This is a genomic window from Alcanivorax limicola (assembly GCF_019931215.1).
GTDB classification, from domain to species: Bacteria; Pseudomonadota; Gammaproteobacteria; order Pseudomonadales; family Alcanivoracaceae; genus Isoalcanivorax; species Isoalcanivorax limicola.
The window spans coordinates 374,880-400,362 of record NZ_JAIOUB010000001.1 but is presented as its reverse complement, the minus strand read 5'-3'; the positions used below and the strand labels follow the sequence as shown (position 1 = coordinate 400,362).

Genomic DNA, 25,483 nt, shown 5'->3' with positions numbered 1-25,483 from the left:
GAGGCGGGAGCCCCCACCCCTGCAGCACTCGGCGTCTCAGGTGGCTGGTTCTTCAGCCTCTGCCTCGGACACCGTCAACACCAGCCCCTTGTCATTGGCGGTCACATCGACCTTGCCACCGTGCTCGGCCAACTCCCCGAACAGCAGCATTTCCGCCAACGGCTTCTTCAGCTGTTCCTGAATCAGTCTGGCCATGGGGCGAGCGCCCATCGCGCGGTCGTAGCCGTGTTCAGACATCCAGACGCGGGCCTGCTGATCCACGTGCAGTGTGACGCCGCGCTCGTCCAGCTGCGCCTGCAATTCGGTCAGGAACTTGTCCACTACACCCAGAATGGTCTCGGGCGTGAGCGCACCGAACTGGATGGTGGCATCCAGACGGTTGCGGAACTCTGGCGTGAACATCTTCTTCAGCGCTTCGCTACCGTCGGTGGCGTGATCCTGCAGGGTGAAACCGATGGACGCACGACTCATGACATCCGCCCCGGCATTGGTGGTCATGATCAGAATGACGTTGCGGAAGTCCGCCTTGCGGCCATTGTTGTCCGTCAGGGTGGCATGATCCATCACCTGCAACAGCAGATTGAAGACTTCCGGGTGGGCCTTCTCGATCTCGTCCAGCAGCAACACGCAGTGCGGCGTCTTGGTGATGGCTTCGGTCAACAGCCCGCCCTGATCAAAGCCCACATACCCCGGCGGTGCACCGATCAGACGGCTGACGGTATGCCGCTCCATGTATTCCGACATATCGAAACGCACCAGCTCCACGCCCAGGGCGCGAGCCAGCTGTCGACTGACTTCGGTCTTGCCGACCCCGGTGGGCCCGGCAAACATGAAGCTGCCCACAGGCTTGTCTGCGGCCTTGAGACCCGCGCGGGACAGCTTGATCGCCGCTGACAGGGCCTCGATCGCCGGGTCCTGCCCGAACACCGTCATCTTCAGGTCCCGCTCGAGATTACGCAGCAGTTCCTTGTCTGACTGGGACACGGATTTTGGCGGGATGCGTGCAATCTTGGCGACCATTGCTTCGACATCATCGACCTCGATGATCTCCTTGCGCTCGCCTTCCGGCCGCAGCCGCTGCCAGGCACCCACCTCATCGATGACATCAATGGCCTTGTCTGGCAGGTAACGGTCGTTGATATAACGCGATGAAAGCTCCGCGGCACTGCGCAGGGCCTCATCGGCGTAAATCACCGAGTGATGATCCTCGAAGCGTTTTTTCAGGCCACGCAGAATGCCGATGGTTTCGTCCACCGTGGGTTCCAGCACATCGATCTTCTGAAAACGCCGGGACAGGGCCCGGTCTTTCTCGAAAATGCCCCGGTACTCCTGGAACGTGGTGGAGCCCATGCACTTGATACTGCCGTTGGCCAGTGCCGGTTTCAGCAGGTTGGAGGCATCCATGACACCGCCGGAGGCTGCACCGGCGCCGATGATGGTATGAATTTCATCGATAAACAGAATAGCGTTGGGGTGCTTCTCCAGCTCGCCCAGCAATGCCTTGAAGCGCTTCTCGAAATCGCCCCGGTATTTGGTGCCCGCCAGTAACGCGCCCATATCCAGTGAATAGACAATGGCGTCTTCCAGCGGCTCCGGCACCTTGCCCTCGACAATCATCCAGGCCAGGCCTTCGGCGATGGCCGTCTTGCCTACGCCCGGCTCGCCTACCAGCAACGGGTTGTTCTTGCGTCGACGGCAGAGAATCTGCGCCGCACGCTCGATTTCGAAGGCACGACCGACCAGCGGATCAATACGATCCTGGCGGGCCAGCTCATTGAGGTTGCTGGCGTAATTGTCCAGCGCGCTGGTGGCACTGCCCTCGGCGCCCTCTTCGGTCGCCTCCTGCGGGCGCTCGGCCTCGTCGCCCTCGTGAATCCGGGAAATGCCGTGGCTGATAAAATTGACCACGTCGACGCGGTTGATGTTCTGGGCCCGCAGCAGATACACCGCCTGGCTTTCCTGCTCACTGAAGATGGCGACCAGTACATTGGCGCCGGTCACTTCGCGCTTGCCGGACGACTGCACATGGAAGACAGCGCGCTGCAATACGCGCTGGAAGCCCAGCGTCGGCTGCGTATCACGCTCCGGGTCGTCATCGGGAATCAGGGGGGTGGTGTCGTCGATAAAGCGGTCCAGCGCCTGGCGCAGATCAACGAGGTCAGCGCCGCAGGACTCCAGCACTTCAACAGCGGCTTGATTGTCCAGAAGCGCCAGCAACAGATGCTCGACGGTCATGAACTCATGACGGTGGGTGCGCGCGTGGCGGAACGCGTCGTTCAGGGTCAGTTCCAGTTCTCTGCTGAGCATGGCTCACCTCTCGGTCACGAGGAAAATTAGGTCAGGCCGACTCTACCTGGCACATCAATGGGTGCTGATTGTCGCGGGCATAATCAACTACTTGCGCCGCCTTGGTTTCAGCAATGTCGCGGGTAAACAGACCGCACACCGCTCGCCCTTCCGTATGCACCGTCAACATGACGCGTGTCGCCTTTTCACGGTCCATGGCAAAGAACGTTTCCAGCACCTCCACCACAAAATCCATCGGGGTGTAATCGTCGTTGAGCATCAATACCTTGTAGAGGGGTGGCGGGCTCAGTTTCGGCTTCGCTTCCTCTACGGCCAGATCGCCATGCCGATCCGGCTGGCCGGGTTTCTCAGGGGGCTGTTCAGGCCCGAGAGTGACCTGTCGGGTTGAATGAAAATTCATGCTGCTCTCTATCGTTGTATACCTGTCATGCGCTTCAGGCAATCAAGTTATGGTGAATCATCCGGCTTTTTTCAAGCCCCTTCATCCGAACGCGCATCCTGTGCTCATCCCGTCAATCAGCCAGCCGCCCGGCGGGGGTTGACTCTTCCTTCATGTTGATTAAAAGTTGTACGACTCAGGCTTTTCAGTTTCAGGGTGCGGTCAATGACACCTCATGTTGCACATCACAGGTACCAGCTTACCTGAATTCACGTGAGGGCGGAGATAACGGGGATCGCACTGCCATCGGAGCGGCAGACGTAACAGAGAGAAGGACCATGGCGACGGGCAAGGTAAAATGGTTCAACAACGCGAAGGGCTACGGCTTCATCCGCCCGGATGCCGGGGGTGAAGACCTGTTTGTCCACTACTCCTACATCCAGATGGACGGCTACCGCAGCCTGAAGGCCGGGCAACCGGTGGAGTACGAGTTGCAGGCGGCGAACAAGGGCTACCACGCCGTAAACCTGAAACCTGCCGACGCGCCAGGCGCCACACAAGATACAGGCAGCCCCGCTGCCGAAAGCACCAGCCAGAACACTAATCAGAGCACCGACCAGAACACCAATCAGAGTACCAATCAGAGTACCGACCAGAGCACCGACGCACCGCCACTGGCGGCAGCGCCGGTCACAGAACGGTAAGCCGCGCTTACCGTTCCATATGTCGTATGACAGCACCACCGAACTCGGAGCATTTCAGCAGCGTTGCATCCGGCATGAGACGCTCGAAGTCATACGTCACTGTCTTCGCGGCAATAGCACCTTCCACGCCCGCAATGATCAGATCAGCCGCTTCGTTCCAGTCCATATGACGCAGCATCATTTCTGCTGACAGGATCAATGAACCCGGGTTCACCTTGTCCTGGCCCGCGTACTTGGGCGCAGTACCGTGGGTTGCTTCGAACAGCGCCACAGAGCCACCGATGTTGGCGCCCGGCGCGATACCGATACCGCCCACTTCCGCAGCCAGCGCGTCAGAGATGTAGTCACCGTTGAGGTTCAACGTGGCAATCACGCTGTAATCTGCCGGGCGCATCAGGATCTGCTGCAGGAAGGCGTCAGCGATGACATCCTTGATAACGATGTCACGACCGGTGCGGGGATTTTTCAGGGTCAGCCAGGGGCCGCCATCCAGCAGCTCGGCGCCGAAGCGGTCCTGGGCCAGTTCATAGCCCCAGTCTTTAAAGGCACCCTCGGTGTACTTCATGATGTTGCCCTTGTGAACCAGGGTCACCGAGTCCTTGTCGTTGTCGATCGCGTACTGGATCGCCTTGCGCACCAGCCGCTGGGTCCCCTCGCGGGATACCGGCTTGATACCGATACCACAGCCTTCCGGGAAGCGAATCTGGGTCACGCCCATCTCTTCACGCAGGAAACGGATCAGCTTGGTTGCGTCGGGGCTGTCAGCCTTCCACTCGATGCCGGCGTAAATATCTTCCGAGTTTTCACGGAAAATGATCATGTCGGTGAGTTCAGGGTGGGTAACCGGACTGGGCACACCCGGGAACCAGCGCACCGGGCGCATGCAGGTGTACAGATCGAGTTCCTGACGCAGTGCGACGTTCAGGGACCGTATCCCCCCGCCTACCGGGGTCGTCAGCGGGCCCTTGATGCCCACCGTAAATTCGCGCATCGCTTCCAGTGTTTCTTCAGGCAGCCAGACATCGGGGCCATACACTTTGGTCGCTTTTTCACCTGCGTAGATTTCCATCCATGTGATGGCGCGCTTGGTGCCGTACGCCTTCTCTACTGCAGCATTGACCACTTCAATCATCACGGGTGAGATATCAACGCCAATGCCATCACCCTCGATATAGGGGATAATCGGGTGATTCGGTACATTAAGGGATAGGTCCGCATTAACGGTGATTTTGTCGCCGTCCGCCGGAACCATGATCTTTTGGTATCCCATCTAACTACTCCCTCTGGAAAATAACCGTACAATTCGGTAGCTGGGCCTGGGTAAGCCCGAGAGGCGCGATTATAGCATCGGCGCGACAACCTTGCCTGACCTTTTGCGGACATGCCGTGCAGTTTCCGGACAACCCGCGATAACACACTTGCCAGACAGCGGAGATTTGGCCATGGCGCGCCTGGTGCTGTTCAATAAACCCTTCCGGGTGCTGTCGCAATTCACCGACAGCAGCGGGCGCTCGACGCTGGCGGACTATATTGCCATCCCCGGCGTTTATCCTGCGGGCCGCCTGGACTGGGACTCTGAAGGATTGTTGTTGCTGACCGATGACGGTGCACTGCAGGCGCGCATCAGTCAGCCGACATTCCATCTGCCGAAGACCTATCTGGTGCAGGTGGAAGGCATTCCTGACGCGGCACAGCTTCAGCAACTTCGCGATGGCGTTCAATTGAACGATGGTCTAACGCGCCCCGCAGAGGTGGCCCTGATCCCGCCACCAGCACTATGGCCGCGTGATCCACCGGTGCGGGAGCGCAAATCCGTACCGGACAGCTGGCTGCGACTCACCATTACCGAGGGCCGTAACCGTCAGGTGCGGCGCATGACGGCGGCAATTGGCTGCCCTACCCTGCGGCTGGTGCGCTGGCAGATCGGTGACTGGCATCTTGGCGATGCCTATTCAGGCGATGAAAAGCTGTTGCCCGGCATGCACCGGGAAATCAGCGTTCATCTGCCTCGCCCGAGTCGTGCCAGCGCCGGGCGGCGGCCAGATCCGCGTCGCGGGCGTCCACCCAGTCGCTCCCGTCGGGGCCGCTGACCTTCTTCCACAGCGGCACTTCCGTCTTGACCCGGTCCATCAGGCAACTGCAGGCCTCAAAAGCGGCCTGGCGATGGGCCGCGGCAACGCCCACCACGACAATGGCGTCCCCCGCGCCCATATCGCCAACACGGTGCCAGGCCAGCGCGCGCAGCAGCGGCCAGCGTTGTGCGACCTCACGGATCAGCCCGGCCAGCACCTTCTCGCTCATGCCCGGGTAATGCTCCAGAGACAGTGCAGAGACCTGCCCCTGCTCACTGCGCACCTGGCCGGTAAACAGCACCGTGGCGCCCGCCGCGCCGACGATATCAGCGGACAGCCATTGCTGGGCCGCGCCGCAGTCGATCGGCGCCGTCTGAATGCGGTGCCAGAAGGGTCCGTCAGGCGAGTTCAGGTCGGACGAGATCGTGTCGGCCATGGTCATGTCACCCCCCCGTTACCGGTGGGAAGAACGCCACGACATCACCGTCCTGCACGGCAGTTTCCGGGGGGGCCATGGTTTCATTGACGGCAGCGAGCAGGAGCTGCTCGACGCTCAGTAATTCCGCCCAGCGACCATCGGTGCGTGCCGCCAGCGCGGCGCGAACATCGGCCACGGTCTTCAATTCGGGTGCGGGCGCCAGCGTCACTTCCGCCTCGCCGAGTCGCTCTCGCAGGCTGGCAAAAAAGAGGATGCGAATCATGAGCGGGGCTCCGCGCCATCGCGCTGCCAGGTGCCGCTGCGGCCGCCCTGCTTCTCAAGCAGACATATCTCCTCGATGACCATGCCGCGGTCCACCGCCTTGCACATGTCATACAGCGTCAGCGCCGCCACGGACGCCGCCGTCAGGGCCTCCATCTCGACGCCGGTAACACCGCGTACCCGGCATTCTGTCCGGATCAGCAGCGCCGTATCGCCCTCGGGGGTGATCTCCACACGGATACGGGTCAGCAGCAGCGGGTGGCACAGCGGAATCAGATCCCAGGTCTTCTTGGCCGCCTGAATGCCAGCGATGCGCGCCACCGCCAGGACGTCCCCCTTGGGGTGCTGGCCGTCCAGAATATGCGCCAGCGTCGCCGGCGCCATGCGGATGCGGGCCATGGCGCGGGCGGTGCGGTCGGTCTCGGGCTTGTCGGTGACATCCACCATGGAGGCCTGGCCGCGGGCATCCAGGTGTGTGAGTGATGTGTCGGTCATGCGATGTCCTTTGTTTCTGGCCACTTGGTCTCTGGCCACTTGCGCTGCGCCCACACGGATCAAGGCGGTTGTGAGCCGGTTGTGAGGCGCTTGTCTGGCCGCTCGTCGGCCGGGTGGTGTACCATCTCCCGCTCGCCGGAATGAGTCAATCATGAACAGTTTCACGCCCCATATTACCGTAGCAACCCTGGTCGAGCAGGACGGCCGCTTTCTCATGGTCAGGGAGACGGTGAAGGAACGCGCCGCCGCCCCTGGCAGCGCCGCGTCCCGGGAAGTCATCAACCAGCCTGCCGGACATGTGGAAGCCGGCGAACTGCTGGCCCAGGCGGCCTTCCGGGAAACCCTGGAAGAAACCGCCTGGCAGGTAAAGATCACCGGCCTGCTGGGCATGTACATCTTCCAGCCGCATCCGCGCGCCGGGGTCTATCACCGCTACTGCTTCATCGCCGAGCCGCTCAAACATGACCGCGGACAGCGGCTGGATCGCGGCATTATCGAGGCGATCTGGCTCTCCGCTGACGACCTGCGGCAGAGGAAGGCGGAACACCGCAGCCCGCTGGTGATGCGCTGCGTGGACGATTATCTCGCCGGCCAGCGGCTGCCACTGGATGTCATTTATGAGCATCCCTGGGCGTTGCAGGAACGATGACCCTGGTGAACTTGCAGATGGATACGCCCATGAGCCCGCACATGAACCCCCTGGCAGACAAGACACCGCAGGAGACGCGCATCATCGTCGGCATGTCCGGCGGTGTGGATTCGGCCGTGGCAGCGTGGCTGTTGAAAGACGCCGGGTACCGGGTCGAAGGCCTGTTCATGAAGAACTGGAACGAAGACGACGGCACCGAATACTGCACGGCACAGGAAGATCTGCTGGACGCCATGCAAGTGGCCGGGGTGCTCGATATCGAGTTGCACACCGTCAACTTTGCCGCTGAGTACTGGGACCGGGTATTCGAGCACTTCCTGGAAGAGTACCGCGCCGGCCGCACGCCCAACCCGGACATTCTCTGCAACAAGGAAGTGAAGTTCCGGGCGTTCCTGGACCACGCCATGACGCTCGGCGCAGACGGCATCGCCACCGGCCACTACGCCCGGGTGGCGCATCACACCGACAGCCCGGCAACGTTATTGCGCGCGATGGACGGCAACAAGGATCAGACCTACTTCCTCCATGCGGTCGGCGGCGACAAGTTCAGCCGCACACTCTTTCCCCTTGGTGAGCTGCACAAGCCTGAAGTACGGCGCATTGCCGAGGCACAGGGCTTTGCCAATCACAAGAAAAAGGATTCCACAGGCATCTGCTTTATCGGTGAACGACGCTTCAAGGATTTCCTGCAGCGCTACCTTCCCGCGCAGCCCGGGCGCATCGAGGACGATCACGGCACCCTGCTGGGCGAGCACACCGGGTTGATGTATTACACCCTGGGACAGCGTCAGGGGCTGGGCATCGGCGGCCGACCGGGAGCCGACGAGTCGCCCTGGTATGTGGCGGCCAAGGATCTCGAGCGCAATGTGCTGATTGCCGTGCAGGGCCACGATCACCCGTTGATGCAGAGTCAGCAACTGGAAACCGGGCCGGTGAACTGGATTGCCGGCGCCCCGCCCGAGCTGCCCGCGCAACTCACCGCCAAGACGCGCTACCGGCAGCCGGACCAGCGCTGCACTGTCACAGTAGCAAGCGACTCGCTTCAGAACAGTGGCCGTGTGCACGTGGTTTTCGACGTGCCACAACGCGCCGTGACCCCGGGCCAGTCTGTTGTGTTTTACGATGGTGACCGCTGTCTGGGCGGCGCCGTGATAGAATCCACCGCATGAACAGACCTGAAGACCTTCATCAAGTGATCGCCCTGGCCGCCATTTTCCAGGCGGGCCAGATTGCCGACCGCATCGCCAGCACCGGCGAATGCCCCAACGACCAGCTGCGCACATTGCTGTCCGGGACCATGAATCTCGCGCCGGCGTCCTACGAGGACGTCTACCCTGCCCTGGGCGATCTGCGGCCGGGCTTTTCCATGTTGCGGGATGCGCTGTCCGGCAAACAGAGCCGCGACAAGGTACGCCCGGTGGGTTATGCACTGGCGCTGATGCACCTCTCCGGGCGTTTGCGCAAGGACGACAGCCTGATGACGATCCTGCGCAACCGGCTGGAGGCGCTGGACGCCCAGCGGGCGCATTTCCCGGATCTGGTAACCGATGAGTTCTGCCACCGTCTGGCGGGCATCTATGTCGACACACTCGGCACACTCAAATTCCGTATCAAGGTGCAGGGCGAGCCAACCCATCTGCGCAACGAGGACAATGCCGCACGCATTCGCGCCACTTTCCTGACCGGGGTGCGCGCCGGCTTCCTCTGGCATCAGGCCGGGGGGCGTCGTTGGCATCTGGTGTTCCGGCGTGCGCGTCTGTTGGCGGCGGTGGATGCGGTGTTGAAGCAGTCTTTGCATTGATTTTTTGGGGAAGGTGCGACGGCGGCGGTGTTGGTGCGCTTCGCCGTTGGCTCAGCACACCCTACGACAGTCGCGTTAAATCAATATCTTACAGCGCATATCTAATGCAATTTATCATTTGATGCTACGCGGGTGGTTTGCGGTTGGGGGGCGTGGGGGCGCTGACTCGCCGCACTCTCTCTCTTTGATGTATCATGCGCGCCATTCTCGACACAGCCCGACCCATGGGCTATCCGTGCCCGCCAGGAGCCATCGACGATGTCCCAGATTCACGACACCCTGACTGCTATCTCTCCCGTGGACGGCCGCTACGCCGGCAAGTGTGACGCCCTGCGCCAGACCACCAGTGAATACGGTCTGATCCGCAATCGCGTGCTGGTGGAAATTCGCTGGCTGGAGACCCTGTGCAAGGCCCGCGACATTCCCGAAGTGCCGCTGATGAGCGCGGATGCCGCCTATCAACTGCGCCAGATCACCGACCGTTTTGATCTGACCGCCGCCCAGCGCGTCAAGGCCATCGAAGCCACCACCAATCACGACGTGAAAGCGGTGGAGTACTACATCAAGGAAAAGATGGCCGAGTTCCCGGAGCTGGCCGGCAACAGCGAGTTCGTGCACTTCGCCTGCACCTCCGAGGACATCAACAACCTCTCCTACAGCATCATGCTGGCGGACGCGCGCAAGGTGCTGCTGCCGGTGATGGACAAGCTCATCGAGTCCCTGCGCCGCCTGGCACACCAGTTTGCCGATCAGCCGCTGCTGTCCCGCACCCACGGGCAGACCGCATCGCCAAGCACCCTGGGCAAGGAATTCGCCAACGTCGTGGCACGCCTGCAACGGCAGCGGGAACAGTTCGCCGCCGTGGCGCTGCTGGGCAAGATCAACGGTGCCGTGGGCAACTACAACGCGCACCTTGCCGCCTACCCGGATGTCGACTGGCCTGCCCTGGCGAAAGGCTTCGTGGAGGGGCTGGGTCTGACCTTCAACCCCTACACCACCCAGATCGAACCCCACGACTGTGTCGCGGAATATTTCCACGCCCTGATGCGCTTCAACACTGTGGTCCTCGATTTCGACCGCGATATCTGGAGCTACATCTCGCTGGGCTATTTCAAACAGCGCACCGTCGAGGGCGAAGTCGGCTCCTCCACCATGCCGCACAAGGTCAACCCGATCGACTTCGAGAATTCGGAAGGCAACCTGGGTATCGCCAATGCGCTGATGGATCATCTGGCGGCCAAGCTGCCGATCTCCCGCTGGCAGCGCGACCTGACGGATTCCACCGTGCTGCGTAATGTCGGCGTCGGCCTGGGCCACAGCCTGATCGCCTACGAAGCCTCCCTGAAAGGCATCGGCAAGCTGGAAATCAACGCCGCTCGCCTGGACGACGATCTGGATAACGCCTGGGAAGTCCTGGCCGAACCGATCCAGACCGTGATGCGCCGCTATGGCATCGAGCAGCCCTACGAAAAGCTCAAGGCGCTGACGCGCGGCAAGGCGATCACCCGGGAGGCACTGGCCACCTTTATCGACAGCCTCGAGATTCCCGAAGACGCCCGCGAGCGACTGAAAGCCATGACGCCCGCCAGCTACACCGGGAACGCGGCGGACCAGGCGCGGGCCATCTGATGCTGCCGCGTTTCCGCCTGCCGATCCCTGCGGCAGAGTTTCTGCGCGATTACTGGCAGCGTCAGCCGCTGCTGGCGCCCGCGTCGGCGACAGGCCTGGACGTGCCGGACCCGAACGTGCTGGCCGGCCTCGCGCTGGAAGACAGCGTGGAGTCACGCATCATCCTCGGCAGCAGCAGCGCAGGCGCGGCGTCGCAGGAAACGCCCTGGTCCGTACGCCACGGCCCCTTCTCCGAAGCAGACCTGCAAACGCTGCCGGACAAGGACTGGACGTTGCTGGTGCAGTCCGTGGATTACTGCCTCACCGAAGTGTCGCTGATGCTGGACAGCTTCGACTTCCTGCCGGGCTGGCGCCTGGAAGACATCATGATCAGCTATGCCGTCACAGGGGGCAGCGTCGGCCCGCACTTCGACCAGTATGATGTCTTCCTGATTCAGGCCGCCGGGCATCGCCGCTGGAAGCTCGGCCCCCACTGTGACGCCGCGACACCGCTGCAGCCCCACGAGAGCCTGCGCCTGCTGGCAGACATGCCGGTCACCTCGGAGCACCTGCTGGGCCCCGGTGACGTGCTCTACGTCCCGCCCGGCGTCGCCCACTGGGGCGTGGCAGAAGATGACGACTGCGTGACCTGGTCGGTGGGCTTCCGCGCCCCGCGGCACGCAGATCTGCTGGCGCGGATCACCGATGAAGTGCTCTCGGAGGTGCCGGACACCCTGTTCACCGATGCCGGCCGGGGCTTGCCCGACGCCCCGGGCACCCTGTCAGCGACTGACGCGCAGGCCCTGACGCAACAGGCGCTGGGATTGATCACGCCCACGCGCGCAGAGTGTGCGCTGGCGCAGCTTCTCAGTGAGCCCCGCCATAATGGCCTTGATTTTGAGGTAGATACCGGGCACATTCGCGCCGCCGCCCCCGGGGCCTCGCTGGTACGGCACGGCAGTACCCGCTTGCTGGCAGACAGTACCGGGCTATGGATCAACGGCGAACACCACAGCTTGCCTGCCGATGCGCAGGCACTGGGCACTTATCTTGCAAGTCGGCGTCTGTATGAGCAGAGCGCCCTGATGGAGCATGCCGGAAGCACCGGTCTGGAGTTGCTGAATGAATGGATTGAACAAGGCTTTTTCGTTTCCCTTGAGTGAGGCAGTCATGGCGTTCACCGTAATCCGCACCAGCTGGGCCGAGCACGAAGCCGCCCTGCGTCAGATTCGTGACACCGTATTCATTCAGGAGCAGCGCGTTCCTGAAGAGATGGAGTGGGATGGCGCTGACGCGGACTCCGTCCACTTTCTTGCGCTCGGCGATGCCGGGCAACCGGTGGGCTGTATTCGCCTGATGCCCAGCGGTCAGTTGAGCCGGCTGTCGGTACTGGAGCAGTATCGCAACCAGGGTATCGGCAAAGCGCTGATTATCGCCGCGGAAGAGCATGCCCGTGCCGGCGATATGGATGAAATTTTCCTGCACGCCCAGACCCATGCCACCAGCTTTTACGAAGCTTGCGGGTTTTCGGTAACCGGCGGTATTTTCCTGGAAGCCGACATTCCCCATCGCCAGATGTTCAAGGAACTCGCACAAGCCTGATACGCCAGCTGGCCCGCCGACCAACATGTCCGCAAACATGTCCGCAAATGAGCCCGGCTGCATCACTTGCAGCCCTCATCGCAGTGCGGCATGGTTTCAGATATGAGCACACCACCGGACACACCCCCACCGCCTCAGGCATCCTCCTGGTTGATCGGCGAGGAAACCGGCCAGCACCTGCTGGCGACCCTCGCTGACTTTCACCATGCTCTGCGGCAGCTACTCCCCCAGGCGCGTCGCAGCGTTGTCATTCAGGCACCGGAACTCGACACGCCCTGGCTTGGCATGCGAGAGGTCAGCGGTTTGCTGACTCCGGTATTGCGCGCCAATCCGCGCTTTCATCTGCGCCTGCTGTTCAATGACGCCCGCGACGCGGTGCAGCGTGGCCATCAGCTGATCCGCTCCGCGCAGCAGTTTCCGTCCTATCTGAGCCTGCACCAGGCGCAACCGGAAGATCAGCGGCCGGAGGCCTGGCTGGTGATTGACGAGCGCGCCGTGATTACCCGCAATGACGCGCAGCGCTTCAGCGACGGCACTGCCTGCCCGTCAGCACCACTTCAGGCCCGCAATCTGTTGCAGGATTTTGAAGAGCGCTGGCAGCGCGCCCGGCCAGCGGCACAACTGCGGCGTCTTTATCTCTAGTCGCCATTAGTTTCAAACCTTTGGCTTCAGACACTTGTCTTCAAACATTTGCCTTCAAGCATGCTGTGTTTAGCCAGTTTGCCGACCAGTTACTGATAATCCATTTTCCCGTTGTTATCATGCGCGGCGCTGCTATTCCCCCCTGTCTTTCAGGGCAGACTTCCCGGAGAAGCGTCCATGTATTCGTACCAGAGCCGGCTGTCTGGCTTCCTGTTTCTTCTGATCACTCTTCTTGTTGCTGGTCTTGTTGCTGGTCTTGCTGCTTGCCAACCCGCTACAGATAGCCCGGCGTTCAGTGACCAGTATCTGCTGATCCAGACCGTATCCGCTCCGGGAATGCACGGCGAACTGACCTCGGAAGCCATCCTGCAGGCGGACTATTTCACCTCCCGTCAGGGCGAGCGCAGCCGTCTCCACGTCACGCCGAAATGGTTCAGCATTAACCCGCCCCACGGCAGTGGTCTGAACACGGCCACGCCTGCGCCCTACATGCTGGAAGATGAAGAGTTCAACACGCTGCTGGACTGGATGTTTGCCGGCACGCACCTGCACCTTGATGCGGACGGCGGCATCGAGAGGATTGAACCCGGCAATGAGGCGGCCCACGCCCGGATCATGGCGCGCATGCCGGACAACCTCGGCGCGCTCTATGAGCAGGCGCCGATGTTGATGCGACTGCCGCAAGATATCCAGCGCGGGCAATCCTGGGAAGAAACCCGGGACATGGGCGACGGCACGCCTCTGAGCCTGAGCATCACGGTACTGGACTTCGACGATGAGGAGGTGCTGCTGTCACTGGATGCCGGTGACCCCGCGACCGCGCTGGCTGGCGACACAGTGCAACAACCGCTGGTGCGCGGGCGCATGATATTGCGCCGTGATGGCGACTGGCCGGTGGAACTGCGTTTGCACATGTATCTGCCTTCCGAGCCCGAGGGCACACCCCTCAGCTACGCGATTCGCCTCGCCAGCACCCGCTTCAGCCGCTACGGCTTTTATGATCAGGATGCGATTACCGCAGCCGACTGGGTCAGCGAGCGACTTGCGACGCCGGACTACAGCGTGCCCGACGATCACGAATTACGTTGGCTGAAAGATCTGACGACGACAGACACTGACGCACTGCAGGCATTGCAGCACAGCAGCTACTGGCTCAAGGATGGCGACAGTATCCGTTTGCACAGCGAGCCCCTGCCGTTGTTCGGCTACCACATGCCCATGGTGACGCTGCGCGCAGCACGCCTGCTTGATCACGCCGGTGCGCCACTGCACGTCGAGACGCTGCTCAACCGACGCTTCGAGCAACATATCCACAGCAACCAGGTCTGGCTGCAAAGTGAAACAGCCCCCGTGATCATTCCCGACCCTCGCACACCGGGCTATCTGGCCGAAACCCTCGGTCGCATTGAACTGGATCTGGATATCGAGATGTTGCAGCCACTGCCGGTGGCCCACCTGGATCATGGCGGCAATGCCGACAAGATACCCGGGCTGGCCGACGCACGCTGGCACGACCAGGGCGTCGATCTGGTATTCCGGGGCAATCGCACGCTGACGGCAATACCCCTGGACCAGGAGGGCAACATCATTCCCTTCGACATGGTCTATCTGCCTGCCTGGTTACTGGCGCAACTTGATCCGTCACAGGACGATGAGGACGGCCTGTTCAACCCGGATGTCACCGTTCTGTCCCTCGACAACGCCACCCATGAGGTGCGCCTGCTCACGGAAACGCCAGCGACACGGATTGCGTTATACATCGGTGAAGCAGCAACGCAACGGCATACCCTGGTGTATCGCGACGGCAATGACCTGGACCCGGAAACATCCGATATCCGTCGTTATCGCATGCCTGCGAGCGGGCTCACTCCGGCATCACCCGCACCGCCCGATGACGGGCTGGATATGGCGGCACGGGTAGCAGCATTGACGCCGACATGTACGGATTGCGATACCTTCCGCCTGCCCTGGCCGACGGACACGCCCGCGGCTGTCGTACGTATGTGTGCGTTGCAGCCGGAGGAGCAAGCGCTTTACTACGGCAACCCGTTGGCGGGCTATCTGGATAGCACCGTCAGCTTCAGCGGCAGCGATGCGCCGGTCACTGAACTGCGCACGGCCGATGACATCATCCGTCACTTCCACGACCTGGACGTGACGGTCACCCTGCGCTGTCCGGCCCGCATCACCTACGTCACGGAAGCCGTTGCGGAAAGTGAGTGTGTCACGGCACGGGGGCGCAGCGGCCTGCACATTGCCGACACCCCGGACTGCGCCGCCCTGCGCGCGGCCAGTCCGCAGGCACAGGGCGGATTCGATGCGCTGGACGAGCTGGGTTTTCCGCTGCGCGAAGTCCCGTTAGCGGACGCTGCCGACATGGACAACCTGCTGCGTTTCCATGGTCCGGTCAGCCACGTTCGCTACCCGCGCCCGGAAGGTGAAGTCACTCGCCAGTGGTCCCTGCACTTCGCGCCTCTCTCTGCCATACCGGAGCAGCCATGATGCCCCCTGCACGCTTATTGATGCTGTTGTCTCTCCTGTGCTGCCCTGCTGCAGCTATCGCGGATGAGCCGGCGCCCGCAGAAGGCCTGCACACTGAAGCCCGGCGCATCTGGCTGAATGACGCCATGCAACCGGCTGAAGGCGCGGATACGCGCGCCTACTACACCGACATCCCCTACCCGGCGGTGGATAACGACGATGCATCGTCAGCGCCGCGCTTTCAGCAGCATATCCATTACGCCGACGGCAATCTGTTCCGCGAAAACCAGTCAACGGCACCGGACCTCAGCGGCACATCCGACGGCCCGTTTCGGCACTTCGCGCCAGACGGCACCTTGCTGGCTGAAGGCCAGCGCCGCATGGCGCGTCTGCATGGCACCGTGCGTCGCTACAACAGCGACGGCGCCCTGCGTGCAGAGCTGAACTATCACATGGGCCAGGCCCATGGCCTGCACCGCAACTTTCATCCGGAGACTGGCGCCCTGGCCAGCGAGATCGCCTACGAGCACGGTCAGGTTGTCGACGGCACCTACGACATCCGTGATGCCCAGGGGCGTCTCGAGCGACGCTATACGCGCCGCGACGGCCAACTGCATGGCGCCTCGGAGTATTTCCACGAAGGTGTGCTGGTGCGCCGCCAACACTATGAAGCCGGTCAACGGCATGGCCTGTATGAAAGCTTCCACAATGACGGCACGCCCCGGGATCGCTACACGCTGGTGAACGGGCAGCGTCGCGGTGAAAGCCAGAGCTGGCATGCCAATGGCGAGCTGCGCGTACAGCAGTACATCAATGACGACGGCGATATGACGTTTCAGGAGACGTTCCGCGACGACGGTACGCCCTCACAGGCGATGCGCGTCATTCCGTTCAGTGACGGCAGTACACTGCATGTGTCACGGCGCTTTTCCGCCCAGGGCACACCCAGCCATATCGACGCTGAGCACAAGCTGCCCGACGGCGAGACACTTGCCTCCGTGCAGTGGCAGCAGCGTAGTGACGGCCTGACCCACACGCGTACGCAGCTGTTGACGCCGCACAAGGATATCCATGCGCTGCGCATCATCATGCACCAGAGCGACGACGGCTCTGCTGGCGACTATCAGCGCGACATTCGCGCCGAGGCCAACACACGATGGCTACGCGATGGCCCGCAGCGTGAAACCACCTTCCAGGGCTGGGTCAGTGAAAGCCATTATGTCCACGGAGCGCTGCACGGCGCCTATCAACTGCGGGACGACAACGGCGTGATCCTCAGCCGGGGCGAATATCAACACGACCAACGCGAAGGCCCGTGGATTGAACGGGAACACTTCGATGGACTGATCACACACAAGACTTATCGCAACGGCAAGCGCCACGGCGAGTATCGCATTGAGGCAGAGCAGGACGACGGCACGTTCCAGGTGCGGGAGATCGGCCACCACCAGGACGGGCTGCGGCACGGCAACGTGAAACGCTTTAACGCGGAGGGCGAGCTGATCAGTGACGTCGCCTACGACAAGGACATGCTGCACGGCAGCTTCTTCGATACGGATCGGGATGGCAACGTGCATCGTACCGACTACCTTCAGGGTAAACAGCACGGGCCCTATCGCCGGGAACAGCCTGCAGGCTATCCGCTGGAAATCGGCCAGTATCGCAACGGCCTGCCGGAAGGCAGATTTTATCGCTTCTCGCGCGAGGGGCGGCTGTTTGCTGTGACAGATTATGAGGAGGGGGAACCGGTAGGTAGCTATTATCCTGAATAAAAGAGAGGCCTGAATAAAAGAGAGGCCTGGTTCAGGCGAGCGGGATGTGCCGCCCGTCCGAACCAGACCCGTCATACAGGATGGACGATGACCTCAACCGCCCAGAATGTCGCAGGGCAGCGCAAACTCCTCCAGCTGAGCCCGCGTGTAGCTGGTGGCGTTGCCGCCGAGGGTTACGGTGATATCGCCGCCACCGTCAAAATCCACCTGAATGCTGTCGTTGATAAAGACGCGCCCGCTATCCACCGTATCGCTGTAGACCAATGTGCCATCACCGGCTTCTGTCACTGACTCGATAACGCGCAGTGCACCGTCAGTCCGGTAATATGCGCTGCCGAGGTTGCACGCAGCGGTGCTGAAGCCGACATCGCCCTCGAATTCCAGATCAGTGATGAAGTCGCCGGTCAGGCCACCGGGGGATTCGATGACCGTCTCCTTGCCGACATACCGATTATTCTCGTCGGCACCCAGCCTGATGCGTACCTCGCCGTCACCGTCGTCAAAGCGGGCTTCAACGAACACTTCAAATTCTGACACACCCGTGCCCGCGCACTCTTCACACATGTACTGCACACCGAGCATCTCGGAGAAGATACGGAATTGATCCGTTTCCAGCTCTGATGTTACCGGCACGCCCGTCTCCATATCCCCCATGAACACATACAGCACTTCGCCAGGGCCCGCGTAGTCCAGCGCTTCACCACCTTCGAATCTGCCGTTGCTGAAACTGTTGCTGAAGAAGGGACCCGCCGAAAATTCCTGACGACAGTTGTCGGAGTCGGTCACGAATATCTCGAAGCTGCCGTCATGGTAGGGGGTATCCCTGGAAGCAGTGAACTCTTCCATCGTCATGGTGCCGCCCTGATTACAGGACACCACCTCGGGGCCGTCGCCGCCCAGCCGGGCAGCGGGCTGATGCATGTTACCCCCGCGCTGCTCGGGCTCATCTACCTCACCCTCCTCACTATCAAAGCTGGTAGCCGCGCCCATCATACTGACGTGACGCGCCACATCATCGGCGCTGTTCAGCGCCGCATCCGTGATCGGCGGTGCGGGTCTGGAACCGCCACCGCCGCTGCTGCTGGAGCTGCCGCCGCAGGCGCTCAAGGCAGCAGCCAAGAGCGCGGCGCCGCAATAATGAAGTACATTCAATCGGGGCTGCTGTCCTGATACGGCAACAATCCCTGTGTCATTTTCCCGATGTGACATGATGAGCCTTCCTTTTATGCTGGTCAGTCATGCCAGCCTAGAAGACAGATCGGGTGAGCGACCATGCCCCAGACGGGTTAACCCGCGGTGAGGAATCAGGGTAGCTGTGCCTGTAAACGCCACAGGGCATGCCCGCTATGGAGATACTTCAGCTCGAAGTCGGTGACGGCTTCCCCTGCGTCAGCAGGTAATTCGTCCAGGGTCGACGGAATTGCCGCCTGGCCCAGAGCCGCCTGCATTTCCTGCAGATATATCGGCCAGTTGCTGCGCACTTCCAGCGTGCCGCCGAGATTCAGCAATGAGGGAAATACCGGGTGCCCGTGCCAGCGGCGCTTGAGATGGGCCGCCTTCGGCCAGGGATTCGGATACAGCAGGTAGTGCGCCATCAGGCGCCACCCGCCCTCCTCGGCCAGGCGCCAGAAATCGGCGCACTCAGCGCGCAGCAACAACAGATTATCTGGCAGGGCCCCGGCATCACGGCCGCGCGCCAGCCGGTGTGCGGACTGGTCTATTCCAATCACTGCCGCGCCCGGGTGTTGTGCGGCCAGCCAGCGAGAGGAACGCGCGGTGCCGCACCCGGAGTCCAGAATCACCGGGGCATCCTGGCGCTCCGCCAACCAGGCCAGCGCCTCGGCGAAGGCGGCTCTGGTATGCTCCGCCACCGGCGCCTGCCAGGTGCGGGTCAGATGGCGCTGCACCGTTCTGAACAAATCCTGATGAATCCCGGTCTGATTACTGACGACCGGTTTGCTATTGCCGAACATGGGTTACCCTTATTCACTGACCGTATTCACGGACCGGCACGCATGATAACGGAGAAATCATGAACAGACGTCATCTGAGCAGACTTCTGACAGCAGTTCTGGCTACCGCCGTGCTGCTGCACATGCCTTTTACCCCGCACAGTGCACAGGCGGCGTCCAGCGAGCGGATGGAAACCCATATCGTCGACACGCTCGGCGGGCAGGCTCTGATCCCACTCATCGAGCCTTTGCTGGCCCCCGGCGGCAGCATTGGCCACTACCAGGGACGGCTGGTGATCCGCACCACAGCGGAGAGTTTCAGTGACATCACCCGACTGATCGCAGATATCGACCGGGCACCACGCAGTGTGCGCATCAGCCTGCGCCGCAGCGCCAGTGGCAGCAGTCAGCAAGACGATGCATCAATGAGCGGGTCTGTGGATCAGCGTGGCAATGTACGCGGCAACGTCGTCATTCTGCGCGATCGCCAGCAACAGCAGCGCGATGACCACTACAGCATCAATACGCTGGACGGCCATGATGCATTTATTGATCGCGGCAATCTGTTGCAACTGTCGGGTTATGGGCCGGGTAACACCAGCGTATTACCCCTGCTTCAGGGCATTGCCGTGACACCCCAGCTGTTGCCGGACGGTCAGATCCGGCTGACAGTAGAACAGCGTTTTGATGAGCAAAGGAATACGGGAGAAATGCACACCCAGTCGGCGCACAGCACACTGCAGCTGTCCCCGGGACAATGGCATGATCTGGGTGGGCTGACGCAAGAGGATAGCGGCTCCCGTCAGGGCCTGACTGGCGGTCAACGCCAATCAGGCCGTGAGGAGATCACCCTGCAGGTCCGGGTCGAGGTCCTGTAGCACCCCGCCAGGGCGCTGGTCTTACAGTCCGTACTTGGCCTTGGCTTCCAGGCGGCGACGGTGCAGGACGGGCTCGGTGTAGCCGCTGGGCTGCTCGCGGCCCTTGAAGACCAGCTCGCAGGCCGCTTCGAACGCGACATTGCCGTCGAAGTCCGGCGCCATCTTGCGGTAGGCAGGATCAGCCGCATTCTGCTCGTCAACCACCGCAGCCATACGCTTCATCGCCTCCATCACCTGGTCTGCGGTGCAGACACCGTGATGCAGCCAGTTGGCAATATGCTGGCTGGAGATACGCAGTGTCGCGCGGTCTTCCATCAGGCCGACATTGTTGATGTCTGGCACCTTGGAGCAACCGACGCCCTGGTCGATCCAGCGCACCACATAGCCGAGGATGCCCTGGCAGTTGTTGTCCAGTTCCTGCTTGATCTCTTCGGCAGACCAGTTGGTGTCCGGCGCCAGCGGCACCGTCAGGATATCGTCCAGGCTGGCACGGGCGCGGCGCTTGAGCTGCTCCTGAATGTCCGCCACCTTGACCTGGTGGTAATGGGTCACATGCAGGGTCGCTGCGGTGGGTGACGGTACCCAGGCACAGCTGGCGCCGGCTTTCGGATGGCCGATCTTGGCCTCCATCATCGCCTTCATTTCGTCCGGCATGGCCCACATGCCCTTGCCGATCTGCGCGCGCCCCTTGAGGCCGGTGTTCAGGCCGATATCCACGTTCCAGTCTTCGTAGGCATTGATCCAGGGCTGCTGCTTCATGCCGCCCTTGCGCACCATGGCGCCAGCTTCCATGGAGGTATGGATCTCATCACCAGTGCGATCCAGGAAGCCGGTGTTGATAAAGATCACCCGTTCCTTCGCTTCCCGGATACAGGCTTTCAGATTCACCGTGGTGCGGCGCTCTTCATCCATGATGCCGATCTTCAGGGTGTTGCGTGCCAGGCCCAGCGCGTCTTCCACGCGACCGAACAGCTCCACCGCAAAGGCGACTTCTTCAGGGCCGTGCATCTTCGGCTTCACGATATACACGGAGCCGGTACGGCTGTTGCGCGCGCCGTCCTGCTTCTGCAGGTCGTGCATGGCGGCCAGCACCGTGACCATGCCATCCAGAATGCCCTCAGGCACTTCTTCACCGTTGAATAACACGGCATTGTTGGTCATCAGGTGACCGACGTTGCGCACCAGCAACAGGGAGCGGCCCGGCAACACCAGCTTGCCACCATCCGCTGCGGTGTACTCGCGATCTGCGTTCAGCTTGCGGGTCAGGGTCTTGCCGCCTTTCTGGAAGGATTCCTGCAGGTCGCCTTTCATCAGGCCCAGCCAGTTGCGGTAGACCACGGTCTTGTCATCCGCATCGACGGCGGCCACGGAGTCTTCGCAGTCCTGGATCGCGGTAATCGCGGATTCCAGCAGCAAATCCTTGATGTGCGCCTTGTCTTCCGCGCCAATCGGATGGCTGGCGTCAAACTGGATTTCCACGTGCAGGTCGTTGCGGCGTACCAGAATGCCGGTGGGGCTGGCGGCATCACCAACGTAACCGACCAGTTGTGCCGGCTCCTGAAGCCCGGTTTCTCCGTTAGCGGTGCGCACTACAAGCGCGCCGTCAACGATGGCGTAACCGGTGGCGTCCTTGTGTGAGCCCTGCGCCAGCGGTGCGGACTGATCAAGGAAGTTGCGCGCCCATTCAATGACTTTGGCGCCACGTTTCGGGTTATAGGCACCGCCACGCTCAGCGCCGCCGTCTTCGGAAATCACGTCGCCGCCGTAAAGCGCGTCATACAGGCTGCCCCAGCGCGCGTTGGCCGCGTTCAGGGAGAAGCGTGCATTCATCACCGGCACCACCAGCTGCGGGCCGGCAATGCGGGCGACTTCAGCGTCCACGTTTTCCGTGCTGATCTGGAAATCGTCACCTTCCGGCAACAGATAGCCGATCTCGGTCAGGAACGCCTTGTACTCGGCCATGTCGATCTTCTGGCCCTTGCGCGCCTGATGCCAGGCATCAATGCGCGTCTGAAGCTCATCACGCTTGGCCAGCAGCGCCTTGTTCTTCGGTACCAGGTCGGTCAGGATTTTTTCCAGTTCGGCCCAGAACCGGGCGGTGTCGACACCGGTGCCCGGAGCAATCTCTTTTTCAACGAGATCGTAGAGAACGGGGGCGATTTCGAGAGCGCCCTGGCGAATGCGATCGGTCATAGTGCTGCTACCCTTTCGGTCAAGAAGCAAGGTACATGTGTCGGTGGTGAACGCGGATGGCGGTGCTGATTCAGCCACCCGACACGCGGAAAGCGGCGATTTTAACGGAAACCCCGCAGCAATTCATGCGCCGGATGGCGGTCATTGCCCTGACCCGGCAGTCAGTTGAATCAAAGCCGCTGCATCAGATTAATCGGGTCAGTGGAACAGGTTTACAAGGTCCAGCTTGTGCGCCTGAGCGCCGCCCCGGGAGACGCCCTCCTCCAGGCTGGCGAAATCAAACAGGCGGGTATCTGCCATCTGAGAGGGAGCAATGTTCTGCATCGCCGTGAAGATGCTTTCGATCCGTCCGGGGTGCTTGCGATCCCATTCCTGCAGCATGGCCTTCACGGCCTGGCGCTGGAGATTTTCCTGGGAGCCGCACAGGTTGCAGGGAATGATCGGGTATTCGCGCAATGCGGCGTAACGGGCAATATCCTTCTCGCGGCAGTAGGCCAGCGGGCGAATGACCACATTACGCCCATCATCACTGCGCAATTTGGGCGGCATGGCCTTCATCTTGCCGCCGAAGAACATGTTCAGAAACAGCGTCTCGATCATGTCGTCGCGATGATGGCCCAGCGCGATCTTGGTGGCGCCGATTTCCTCCGCAAAGCCATACAGGCTGCCCCGGCGCAGGCGCGAACACAGGGCGCAGGTGGTCTTGCCTTCGGGGGTTTTCTCCCGAACGATGGAATAGGTGTCCTTTTCCAGGATATGAAACGGCACGCCCTCTGCTTCGAGATACGCGGGCAACACATGCTCGGGAAAGCCCGGCTGCTTCTGATCCAGATTCACCGCGACCAGCTCGAACTGCACCGGCGCCGAATGCTGCAGATTACGCAGGATATCCAGCATGGTGTAGGAATCCTTGCCGCCGGACAGGCACACCATGATGCGGTCGCCATCCTGAATCATGTTGAAATCGGCAATCGCCTTGCCCACTTCCCGGCGCAGGCGCTTCTGCAGCTTGTTCAGCTTGAGCCGCTGCCCAGGTCGAACGCTGGCATCAGCCGCAGCCGTGTCAGCGCTATCAGATTCAGCAGCGTCATGGAATTGCACACCGGTGCCGGACATTCAGGTTACCTTTATACGACGGATGACTTTGCGATACAGCGACGGGAACAGGCGTTTCAGCCAGATACCGGCCACTTCGCGGCCGCCAATGATAACCTGCTCGCGGCCGCGCTGCACGGCACGGAGTATGCGTCCGGCGCACACGTCCACATCCAGCCCGGCGGCCTGATGATCGTCCATGACGCCATGGGCTGAGCCGTCAGCGGTCACTGCATTAATGGAGACATTGGTGCGGATAAAGCCCGGCATGACCATCAGAATATGGATGTTGTGCTCATATTCCTCGGCCCGGAGGGCCTCGAACCAGCCGTGCAGGGCGTGCTTGCTGGCGCAGTAAGCCGAGCGCATCGGCGTCGGCAGCTCTCCCACCAGACTGGAGATCACCATGATCTGGCCGCCACCCGCGCGTCGCATGGCGGGTAACACAGCCTTGGTCAGCCCGATGGCGCCGAAGTAGTTCACTTCCATGACCCGGCGATCAACGGCCAGATCCGTATCAATCACCTTCGAGCGCTGGCTGATACCGCCATTGTTGACCAGCATATCGATGCGCTGGCAACTGCCCAGCACCTGCTCCACCGCCGCGGCAAAGCTGTCGCTGTTGGTCAGATCCAGTGGCAGCACCAGATGCCGCTCGGGGTGCTCCAGGCTGGCACGCACCCGTTCCAGCTCGTCTTCGCGCCGCGCCGACAACACCAGCCGCGCGCCCTGGCGGCTCATGGCCCGCGCCAGCGCCTCGCCGATGCCGCTGGATGCGCCGGTAATCCAGATAACCTTGTTGGTCAGTGCCATGCTTGCGCCCCCTCAGACAGGAATAAGCAGCAACCATAGGCAATCCGGCGCCGATACACCAGCGTCAGCCCGTGTACCGGCGCCCCGCCGGTGCGGAACCGGCCAGCCGGGTTACTTGAGTTCCCGGGAGGACAGGCCAAGCAGGTTGCGGGCGACAATCAACTGCTGGATCTGCTGGGTGCCTTCGAAGATATCGATGATCTTGGAATCCCGGGCCAGCTTCTCCAGCAAGAAGCGCTCGGAGTAACCCAGCTCACCACACAGCTCGACACACTTGAGGGTGACCTGATTGCCCATGCGCCCGGCCTTGGCCTTGCACATGGAGGCCTCTTTGGAATTGGGCTGGCCGTTGTCCGCCATCCACGCCGCCTTGTAGGTCATCAGGCGGGCCGCATCCAGGTCGGCTTCCATCCGGTACAGCTCCGCTTCAATCGCCGAGCTATTGTAAAGTGATTTCGAGTAATCAGCCTTAACCCCTTCTTTTTCAAGAAGTTCACGGGCTATTTCCAACGCTGCTCTGGCAACACCCAGCGCCATGGCCGCCACCTGCGGGCGGGTGTTGTCGAAGGTCTGCATGACACCGCCGAAGGCCTTCTTGCGCGCCTCTTCCGTGTCTGCGACCTCTGCTGAGCCCAGGATATTGGTCTTGGGAATCCGACATTCATCGAAGGACAACGCCGCCGTATCCGAGATACGCAGGCCCATCTTGTCTTCGACCCGCACCAGCGACATGCCCGGCGCGCCCTGGGGCACGATGAAGGACTTGATCGCCGCCTTGCCCTTGCTCTTGTCCAGGGTGGCCCAGACGACGATGGCGTCGCAGCGCTGGCCAGCGGTGCAATAGATCTTTTCGCCGTTAAGCACCCACTCGTCGCCTTCCAGGCGTGCGGTGGTGGACACGGCTGCGGAGTCCGAACCGGCACCCGGCTCGGTAATCGCCATGGCGCAGTACAGCTTGCCGAATTCCTCTTTTTGCTCCGGGGTGCCCACCGCCATGATGGCGGCGTTGCCCAGGCCGGAACCGGGGATCGAAAGCAGTAGCCCCACATCCCCCCAGCACAGCTCCTCTGCCCCGACGATACCGGACAGGTTGGCACCGTTAACGGTGCTGCCATCCTCCGGCCGCGCTTCTTTCTTGGCCCGGCTGGGACGCATCGCCGCCATCATCTGGGCGATGGGCTTGAGTTCTTCCGGCGTATCGCAGTGCTCGATGCGGTCGTACTTGCGGGAGATGGGGCGAAAAACACCGCTGGCCACCTGGTGGCTCATCTTCTGCACGGTCAGCAACTTTTGCGGCAATTCGAGATTGATCATGACGCGTCTCTTTCAGTAGACATATT

At 61.7% G+C, this 25,483-nt stretch carries 24 protein-coding genes; 12 read left to right on the top strand and 12 right to left on the bottom strand.

The window, feature by feature from the left end; translation table 11 throughout:
* Nucleotides 1–36: 36 nt before the first annotated feature.
* Nucleotides 37–2,307, bottom strand: coding sequence for an ATP-dependent Clp protease ATP-binding subunit ClpA (gene clpA, locus K8B33_RS01790; protein WP_223422628.1), 2,271 nt, complete (start codon nucleotides 2,305–2,307; stop codon nucleotides 37–39).
* A 31-nt stretch (nucleotides 2,308–2,338) separates the two neighbouring features.
* Nucleotides 2,339–2,707 carry an ATP-dependent Clp protease adapter ClpS gene (gene clpS, locus K8B33_RS01785; protein ID WP_223422626.1) on the bottom strand — a complete coding sequence of 123 codons (369 nt, stop codon included), beginning with the start codon at nucleotides 2,705–2,707 and terminating at the stop codon, nucleotides 2,339–2,341.
* A 317-nt stretch (nucleotides 2,708–3,024) separates the two neighbouring features.
* On the opposite strand from clpS, the gene K8B33_RS16175 reads away from it, so the two are divergent.
* On the top strand, nucleotides 3,025–3,390 hold the full coding sequence (locus K8B33_RS16175; RefSeq protein WP_317846181.1) for a cold shock domain-containing protein: 366 nt from the start codon (nucleotides 3,025–3,027) through the stop codon (nucleotides 3,388–3,390).
* Between the two features lie 7 nt (nucleotides 3,391–3,397).
* Here K8B33_RS16175 and icd read toward each other — a convergent pair whose 3' ends face one another.
* Nucleotides 3,398–4,660 carry an NADP-dependent isocitrate dehydrogenase gene (icd, locus tag K8B33_RS01775; protein ID WP_223422624.1) on the bottom strand — a complete coding sequence of 421 codons (1,263 nt, stop codon included), beginning with the start codon at nucleotides 4,658–4,660 and terminating at the stop codon, nucleotides 3,398–3,400.
* A gap of 172 nt (nucleotides 4,661–4,832) precedes the next feature.
* Between icd and K8B33_RS01770 the strand changes: the two genes are divergently transcribed.
* The gene (locus K8B33_RS01770; RefSeq protein ID WP_223422622.1) at nucleotides 4,833–5,480 is read left to right on the top strand and encodes a pseudouridine synthase; all 648 of its coding nucleotides are present in this window, start codon (nucleotides 4,833–4,835) and stop codon (nucleotides 5,478–5,480) included.
* On the opposite strand, the gene K8B33_RS01765 is transcribed toward K8B33_RS01770, so the two are convergent.
* Genes K8B33_RS01765 through moaC form a run of 3 tightly spaced genes read right to left on the bottom strand, consistent with a single transcriptional unit; the run spans nucleotide 5,383 to nucleotide 6,657 of the window.
* The gene (locus tag K8B33_RS01765) at nucleotides 5,383–5,898 is read right to left on the bottom strand and encodes a molybdenum cofactor biosynthesis protein MoaE (protein ID WP_223422620.1); all 516 of its coding nucleotides are present in this window, start codon (nucleotides 5,896–5,898) and stop codon (nucleotides 5,383–5,385) included. The genes K8B33_RS01770 and K8B33_RS01765 overlap by 98 nt on opposite strands.
* A gap of 7 nt (nucleotides 5,899–5,905) precedes the next feature.
* On the bottom strand, nucleotides 5,906–6,163 hold the full coding sequence (moaD, locus tag K8B33_RS01760) for a molybdopterin converting factor subunit 1 (RefSeq protein WP_223422618.1): 258 nt from the start codon (nucleotides 6,161–6,163) through the stop codon (nucleotides 5,906–5,908).
* Nucleotides 6,160–6,657 (bottom strand): cyclic pyranopterin monophosphate synthase MoaC, encoded by a 498-nt coding sequence (gene moaC, locus K8B33_RS01755; RefSeq protein WP_223422616.1) that lies wholly within the window; start codon nucleotides 6,655–6,657, stop codon nucleotides 6,160–6,162. The genes moaD and moaC overlap by 4 nt, the downstream gene beginning before the upstream one ends.
* 151 nt (nucleotides 6,658–6,808) lie before the next feature.
* Here moaC and K8B33_RS01750 point away from each other — a divergent pair, with 151 nt between their 5' ends.
* The 9 genes from K8B33_RS01750 (at nucleotide 6,809) to K8B33_RS01710 (ending at nucleotide 17,212) form a co-directional block, all read left to right on the top strand.
* Nucleotides 6,809–7,306: an NUDIX hydrolase gene (locus tag K8B33_RS01750; protein WP_223422614.1), complete on the top strand. Its 498-nt coding sequence runs from the start codon at nucleotides 6,809–6,811 to the stop codon at nucleotides 7,304–7,306.
* 41 nt (nucleotides 7,307–7,347) lie between these two features.
* A complete protein-coding gene (gene mnmA / locus K8B33_RS01745) occupies nucleotides 7,348–8,475 on the top strand; it encodes a tRNA 2-thiouridine(34) synthase MnmA (RefSeq protein ID WP_223424469.1) in 1,128 nt (375 codons plus the stop codon).
* Complete coding sequence (hflD, locus tag K8B33_RS01740) at nucleotides 8,472–9,107, top strand: high frequency lysogenization protein HflD (RefSeq protein WP_223422612.1); 636 nt, start codon at nucleotides 8,472–8,474, stop codon at nucleotides 9,105–9,107. The genes mnmA and hflD overlap by 4 nt, the downstream gene beginning before the upstream one ends.
* A gap of 258 nt (nucleotides 9,108–9,365) precedes the next feature.
* The gene (gene purB, locus K8B33_RS01735) at nucleotides 9,366–10,736 is read left to right on the top strand and encodes an adenylosuccinate lyase (RefSeq protein ID WP_223422610.1); all 1,371 of its coding nucleotides are present in this window, start codon (nucleotides 9,366–9,368) and stop codon (nucleotides 10,734–10,736) included.
* Nucleotides 10,736–11,878 carry a cupin domain-containing protein gene (locus K8B33_RS01730; RefSeq protein WP_223422608.1) on the top strand — a complete coding sequence of 381 codons (1,143 nt, stop codon included), beginning with the start codon at nucleotides 10,736–10,738 and terminating at the stop codon, nucleotides 11,876–11,878. Before purB ends, K8B33_RS01730 begins: the two co-directional genes overlap by 1 nt.
* A 7-nt stretch (nucleotides 11,879–11,885) precedes the next feature.
* Nucleotides 11,886–12,317: a GNAT family N-acetyltransferase gene (locus K8B33_RS01725; RefSeq protein ID WP_223422606.1), complete on the top strand. Its 432-nt coding sequence runs from the start codon at nucleotides 11,886–11,888 to the stop codon at nucleotides 12,315–12,317.
* 102 nt (nucleotides 12,318–12,419) lie between these two features.
* On the top strand, nucleotides 12,420–12,959 hold the full coding sequence (locus K8B33_RS01720) for a DUF7931 domain-containing protein (protein WP_223422604.1): 540 nt from the start codon (nucleotides 12,420–12,422) through the stop codon (nucleotides 12,957–12,959).
* A gap of 177 nt (nucleotides 12,960–13,136) precedes the next feature.
* Nucleotides 13,137–15,461, top strand: coding sequence for a hypothetical protein (locus K8B33_RS01715; protein WP_223422601.1), 2,325 nt, complete (start codon nucleotides 13,137–13,139; stop codon nucleotides 15,459–15,461).
* Entirely contained in the window at nucleotides 15,458–17,212 is a 1,755-nt protein-coding gene (locus K8B33_RS01710; RefSeq protein WP_223422599.1) for a toxin-antitoxin system YwqK family antitoxin, read from the top strand. Before K8B33_RS01715 ends, K8B33_RS01710 begins: the two co-directional genes overlap by 4 nt.
* A 93-nt stretch (nucleotides 17,213–17,305) precedes the next feature.
* Here the strand turns inward: K8B33_RS01710 and K8B33_RS01705 are convergent, their stop codons facing one another.
* Both K8B33_RS01705 and trmB read right to left on the bottom strand, forming a co-directional pair.
* Entirely contained in the window at nucleotides 17,306–18,331 is a 1,026-nt protein-coding gene (locus tag K8B33_RS01705) for a hypothetical protein (RefSeq protein WP_223422596.1), read from the bottom strand.
* A 185-nt stretch (nucleotides 18,332–18,516) separates the two neighbouring features.
* A complete protein-coding gene (gene trmB / locus K8B33_RS01700; RefSeq protein WP_223422594.1) occupies nucleotides 18,517–19,185 on the bottom strand; it encodes a tRNA (guanine(46)-N(7))-methyltransferase TrmB in 669 nt (222 codons plus the stop codon).
* A gap of 59 nt (nucleotides 19,186–19,244) precedes the next feature.
* Here trmB and K8B33_RS01695 point away from each other — a divergent pair, with 59 nt between their 5' ends.
* Complete coding sequence (locus tag K8B33_RS01695) at nucleotides 19,245–20,042, top strand: type II and III secretion system protein (protein ID WP_223422592.1); 798 nt, start codon at nucleotides 19,245–19,247, stop codon at nucleotides 20,040–20,042.
* Between the two features lie 21 nt (nucleotides 20,043–20,063).
* Here the strand turns inward: K8B33_RS01695 and K8B33_RS01690 are convergent, their stop codons facing one another.
* The 4 genes from K8B33_RS01690 to K8B33_RS01675 all read right to left on the bottom strand — a co-directional run bounded on the left by K8B33_RS01690 (nucleotide 20,064) and on the right by K8B33_RS01675 (nucleotide 25,457).
* Nucleotides 20,064–22,235 carry a malate synthase G gene (locus K8B33_RS01690; RefSeq protein WP_223422589.1) on the bottom strand — a complete coding sequence of 724 codons (2,172 nt, stop codon included), beginning with the start codon at nucleotides 22,233–22,235 and terminating at the stop codon, nucleotides 20,064–20,066.
* Between the two features lie 198 nt (nucleotides 22,236–22,433).
* Nucleotides 22,434–23,351 (bottom strand): tRNA 2-thiocytidine(32) synthetase TtcA, encoded by a 918-nt coding sequence (gene ttcA, locus K8B33_RS01685; RefSeq protein ID WP_223422587.1) that lies wholly within the window; start codon nucleotides 23,349–23,351, stop codon nucleotides 22,434–22,436.
* Nucleotides 23,352–24,143: an SDR family oxidoreductase gene (locus K8B33_RS01680; protein WP_223422585.1), complete on the bottom strand. Its 792-nt coding sequence runs from the start codon at nucleotides 24,141–24,143 to the stop codon at nucleotides 23,352–23,354. It abuts the gene before it with no gap.
* 111 nt (nucleotides 24,144–24,254) lie between these two features.
* The gene (locus tag K8B33_RS01675; RefSeq protein ID WP_223422583.1) at nucleotides 24,255–25,457 is read right to left on the bottom strand and encodes an acyl-CoA dehydrogenase family protein; all 1,203 of its coding nucleotides are present in this window, start codon (nucleotides 25,455–25,457) and stop codon (nucleotides 24,255–24,257) included.
* Nucleotides 25,458–25,483 lie beyond the last annotated feature (26 nt).

Coding starts and splice junctions, on each gene's coding strand:
- purB (WP_223422610.1), top strand. CDS start 9,366: ATGTCCCAGATTCACGACACCCTGACTGCTATCTCTCCCGTGGACGGC.
- K8B33_RS16175 (WP_317846181.1), top strand. CDS start 3,025: ATGGCGACGGGCAAGGTAAAATGGTTCAACAACGCGAAGGGCTACGGC.
- K8B33_RS01720 (WP_223422604.1), top strand. CDS start 12,420: ATGAGCACACCACCGGACACACCCCCACCGCCTCAGGCATCCTCCTGG.
- moaD (WP_223422618.1), bottom strand. CDS start 6,163: ATGATTCGCATCCTCTTTTTTGCCAGCCTGCGAGAGCGACTCGGCGAG.
- K8B33_RS01725 (WP_223422606.1), top strand. CDS start 11,886: ATGGCGTTCACCGTAATCCGCACCAGCTGGGCCGAGCACGAAGCCGCC.
- K8B33_RS01690 (WP_223422589.1), bottom strand. CDS start 22,235: ATGACCGATCGCATTCGCCAGGGCGCTCTCGAAATCGCCCCCGTTCTC.
- K8B33_RS01730 (WP_223422608.1), top strand. CDS start 10,736: ATGCTGCCGCGTTTCCGCCTGCCGATCCCTGCGGCAGAGTTTCTGCGC.
- clpS (WP_223422626.1), bottom strand. CDS start 2,707: ATGAATTTTCATTCAACCCGACAGGTCACTCTCGGGCCTGAACAGCCC.
- K8B33_RS01765 (WP_223422620.1), bottom strand. CDS start 5,898: ATGGCCGACACGATCTCGTCCGACCTGAACTCGCCTGACGGACCCTTC.
- hflD (WP_223422612.1), top strand. CDS start 8,472: ATGAACAGACCTGAAGACCTTCATCAAGTGATCGCCCTGGCCGCCATT.
- K8B33_RS01680 (WP_223422585.1), bottom strand. CDS start 24,143: ATGGCACTGACCAACAAGGTTATCTGGATTACCGGCGCATCCAGCGGC.
- K8B33_RS01770 (WP_223422622.1), top strand. CDS start 4,833: ATGGCGCGCCTGGTGCTGTTCAATAAACCCTTCCGGGTGCTGTCGCAA.
- K8B33_RS01695 (WP_223422592.1), top strand. CDS start 19,245: ATGAACAGACGTCATCTGAGCAGACTTCTGACAGCAGTTCTGGCTACC.
- icd (WP_223422624.1), bottom strand. CDS start 4,660: ATGGGATACCAAAAGATCATGGTTCCGGCGGACGGCGACAAAATCACC.
- clpA (WP_223422628.1), bottom strand. CDS start 2,307: ATGCTCAGCAGAGAACTGGAACTGACCCTGAACGACGCGTTCCGCCAC.
- K8B33_RS01710 (WP_223422599.1), top strand. CDS start 15,458: ATGATGCCCCCTGCACGCTTATTGATGCTGTTGTCTCTCCTGTGCTGC.
- K8B33_RS01715 (WP_223422601.1), top strand. CDS start 13,137: ATGTATTCGTACCAGAGCCGGCTGTCTGGCTTCCTGTTTCTTCTGATC.
- K8B33_RS01750 (WP_223422614.1), top strand. CDS start 6,809: ATGAACAGTTTCACGCCCCATATTACCGTAGCAACCCTGGTCGAGCAG.
- trmB (WP_223422594.1), bottom strand. CDS start 19,185: ATGTTCGGCAATAGCAAACCGGTCGTCAGTAATCAGACCGGGATTCAT.
- moaC (WP_223422616.1), bottom strand. CDS start 6,657: ATGACCGACACATCACTCACACACCTGGATGCCCGCGGCCAGGCCTCC.
- mnmA (WP_223424469.1), top strand. CDS start 7,348: ATGAACCCCCTGGCAGACAAGACACCGCAGGAGACGCGCATCATCGTC.
- ttcA (WP_223422587.1), bottom strand. CDS start 23,351: ATGTCCGGCACCGGTGTGCAATTCCATGACGCTGCTGAATCTGATAGC.
- K8B33_RS01675 (WP_223422583.1), bottom strand. CDS start 25,457: ATGATCAATCTCGAATTGCCGCAAAAGTTGCTGACCGTGCAGAAGATG.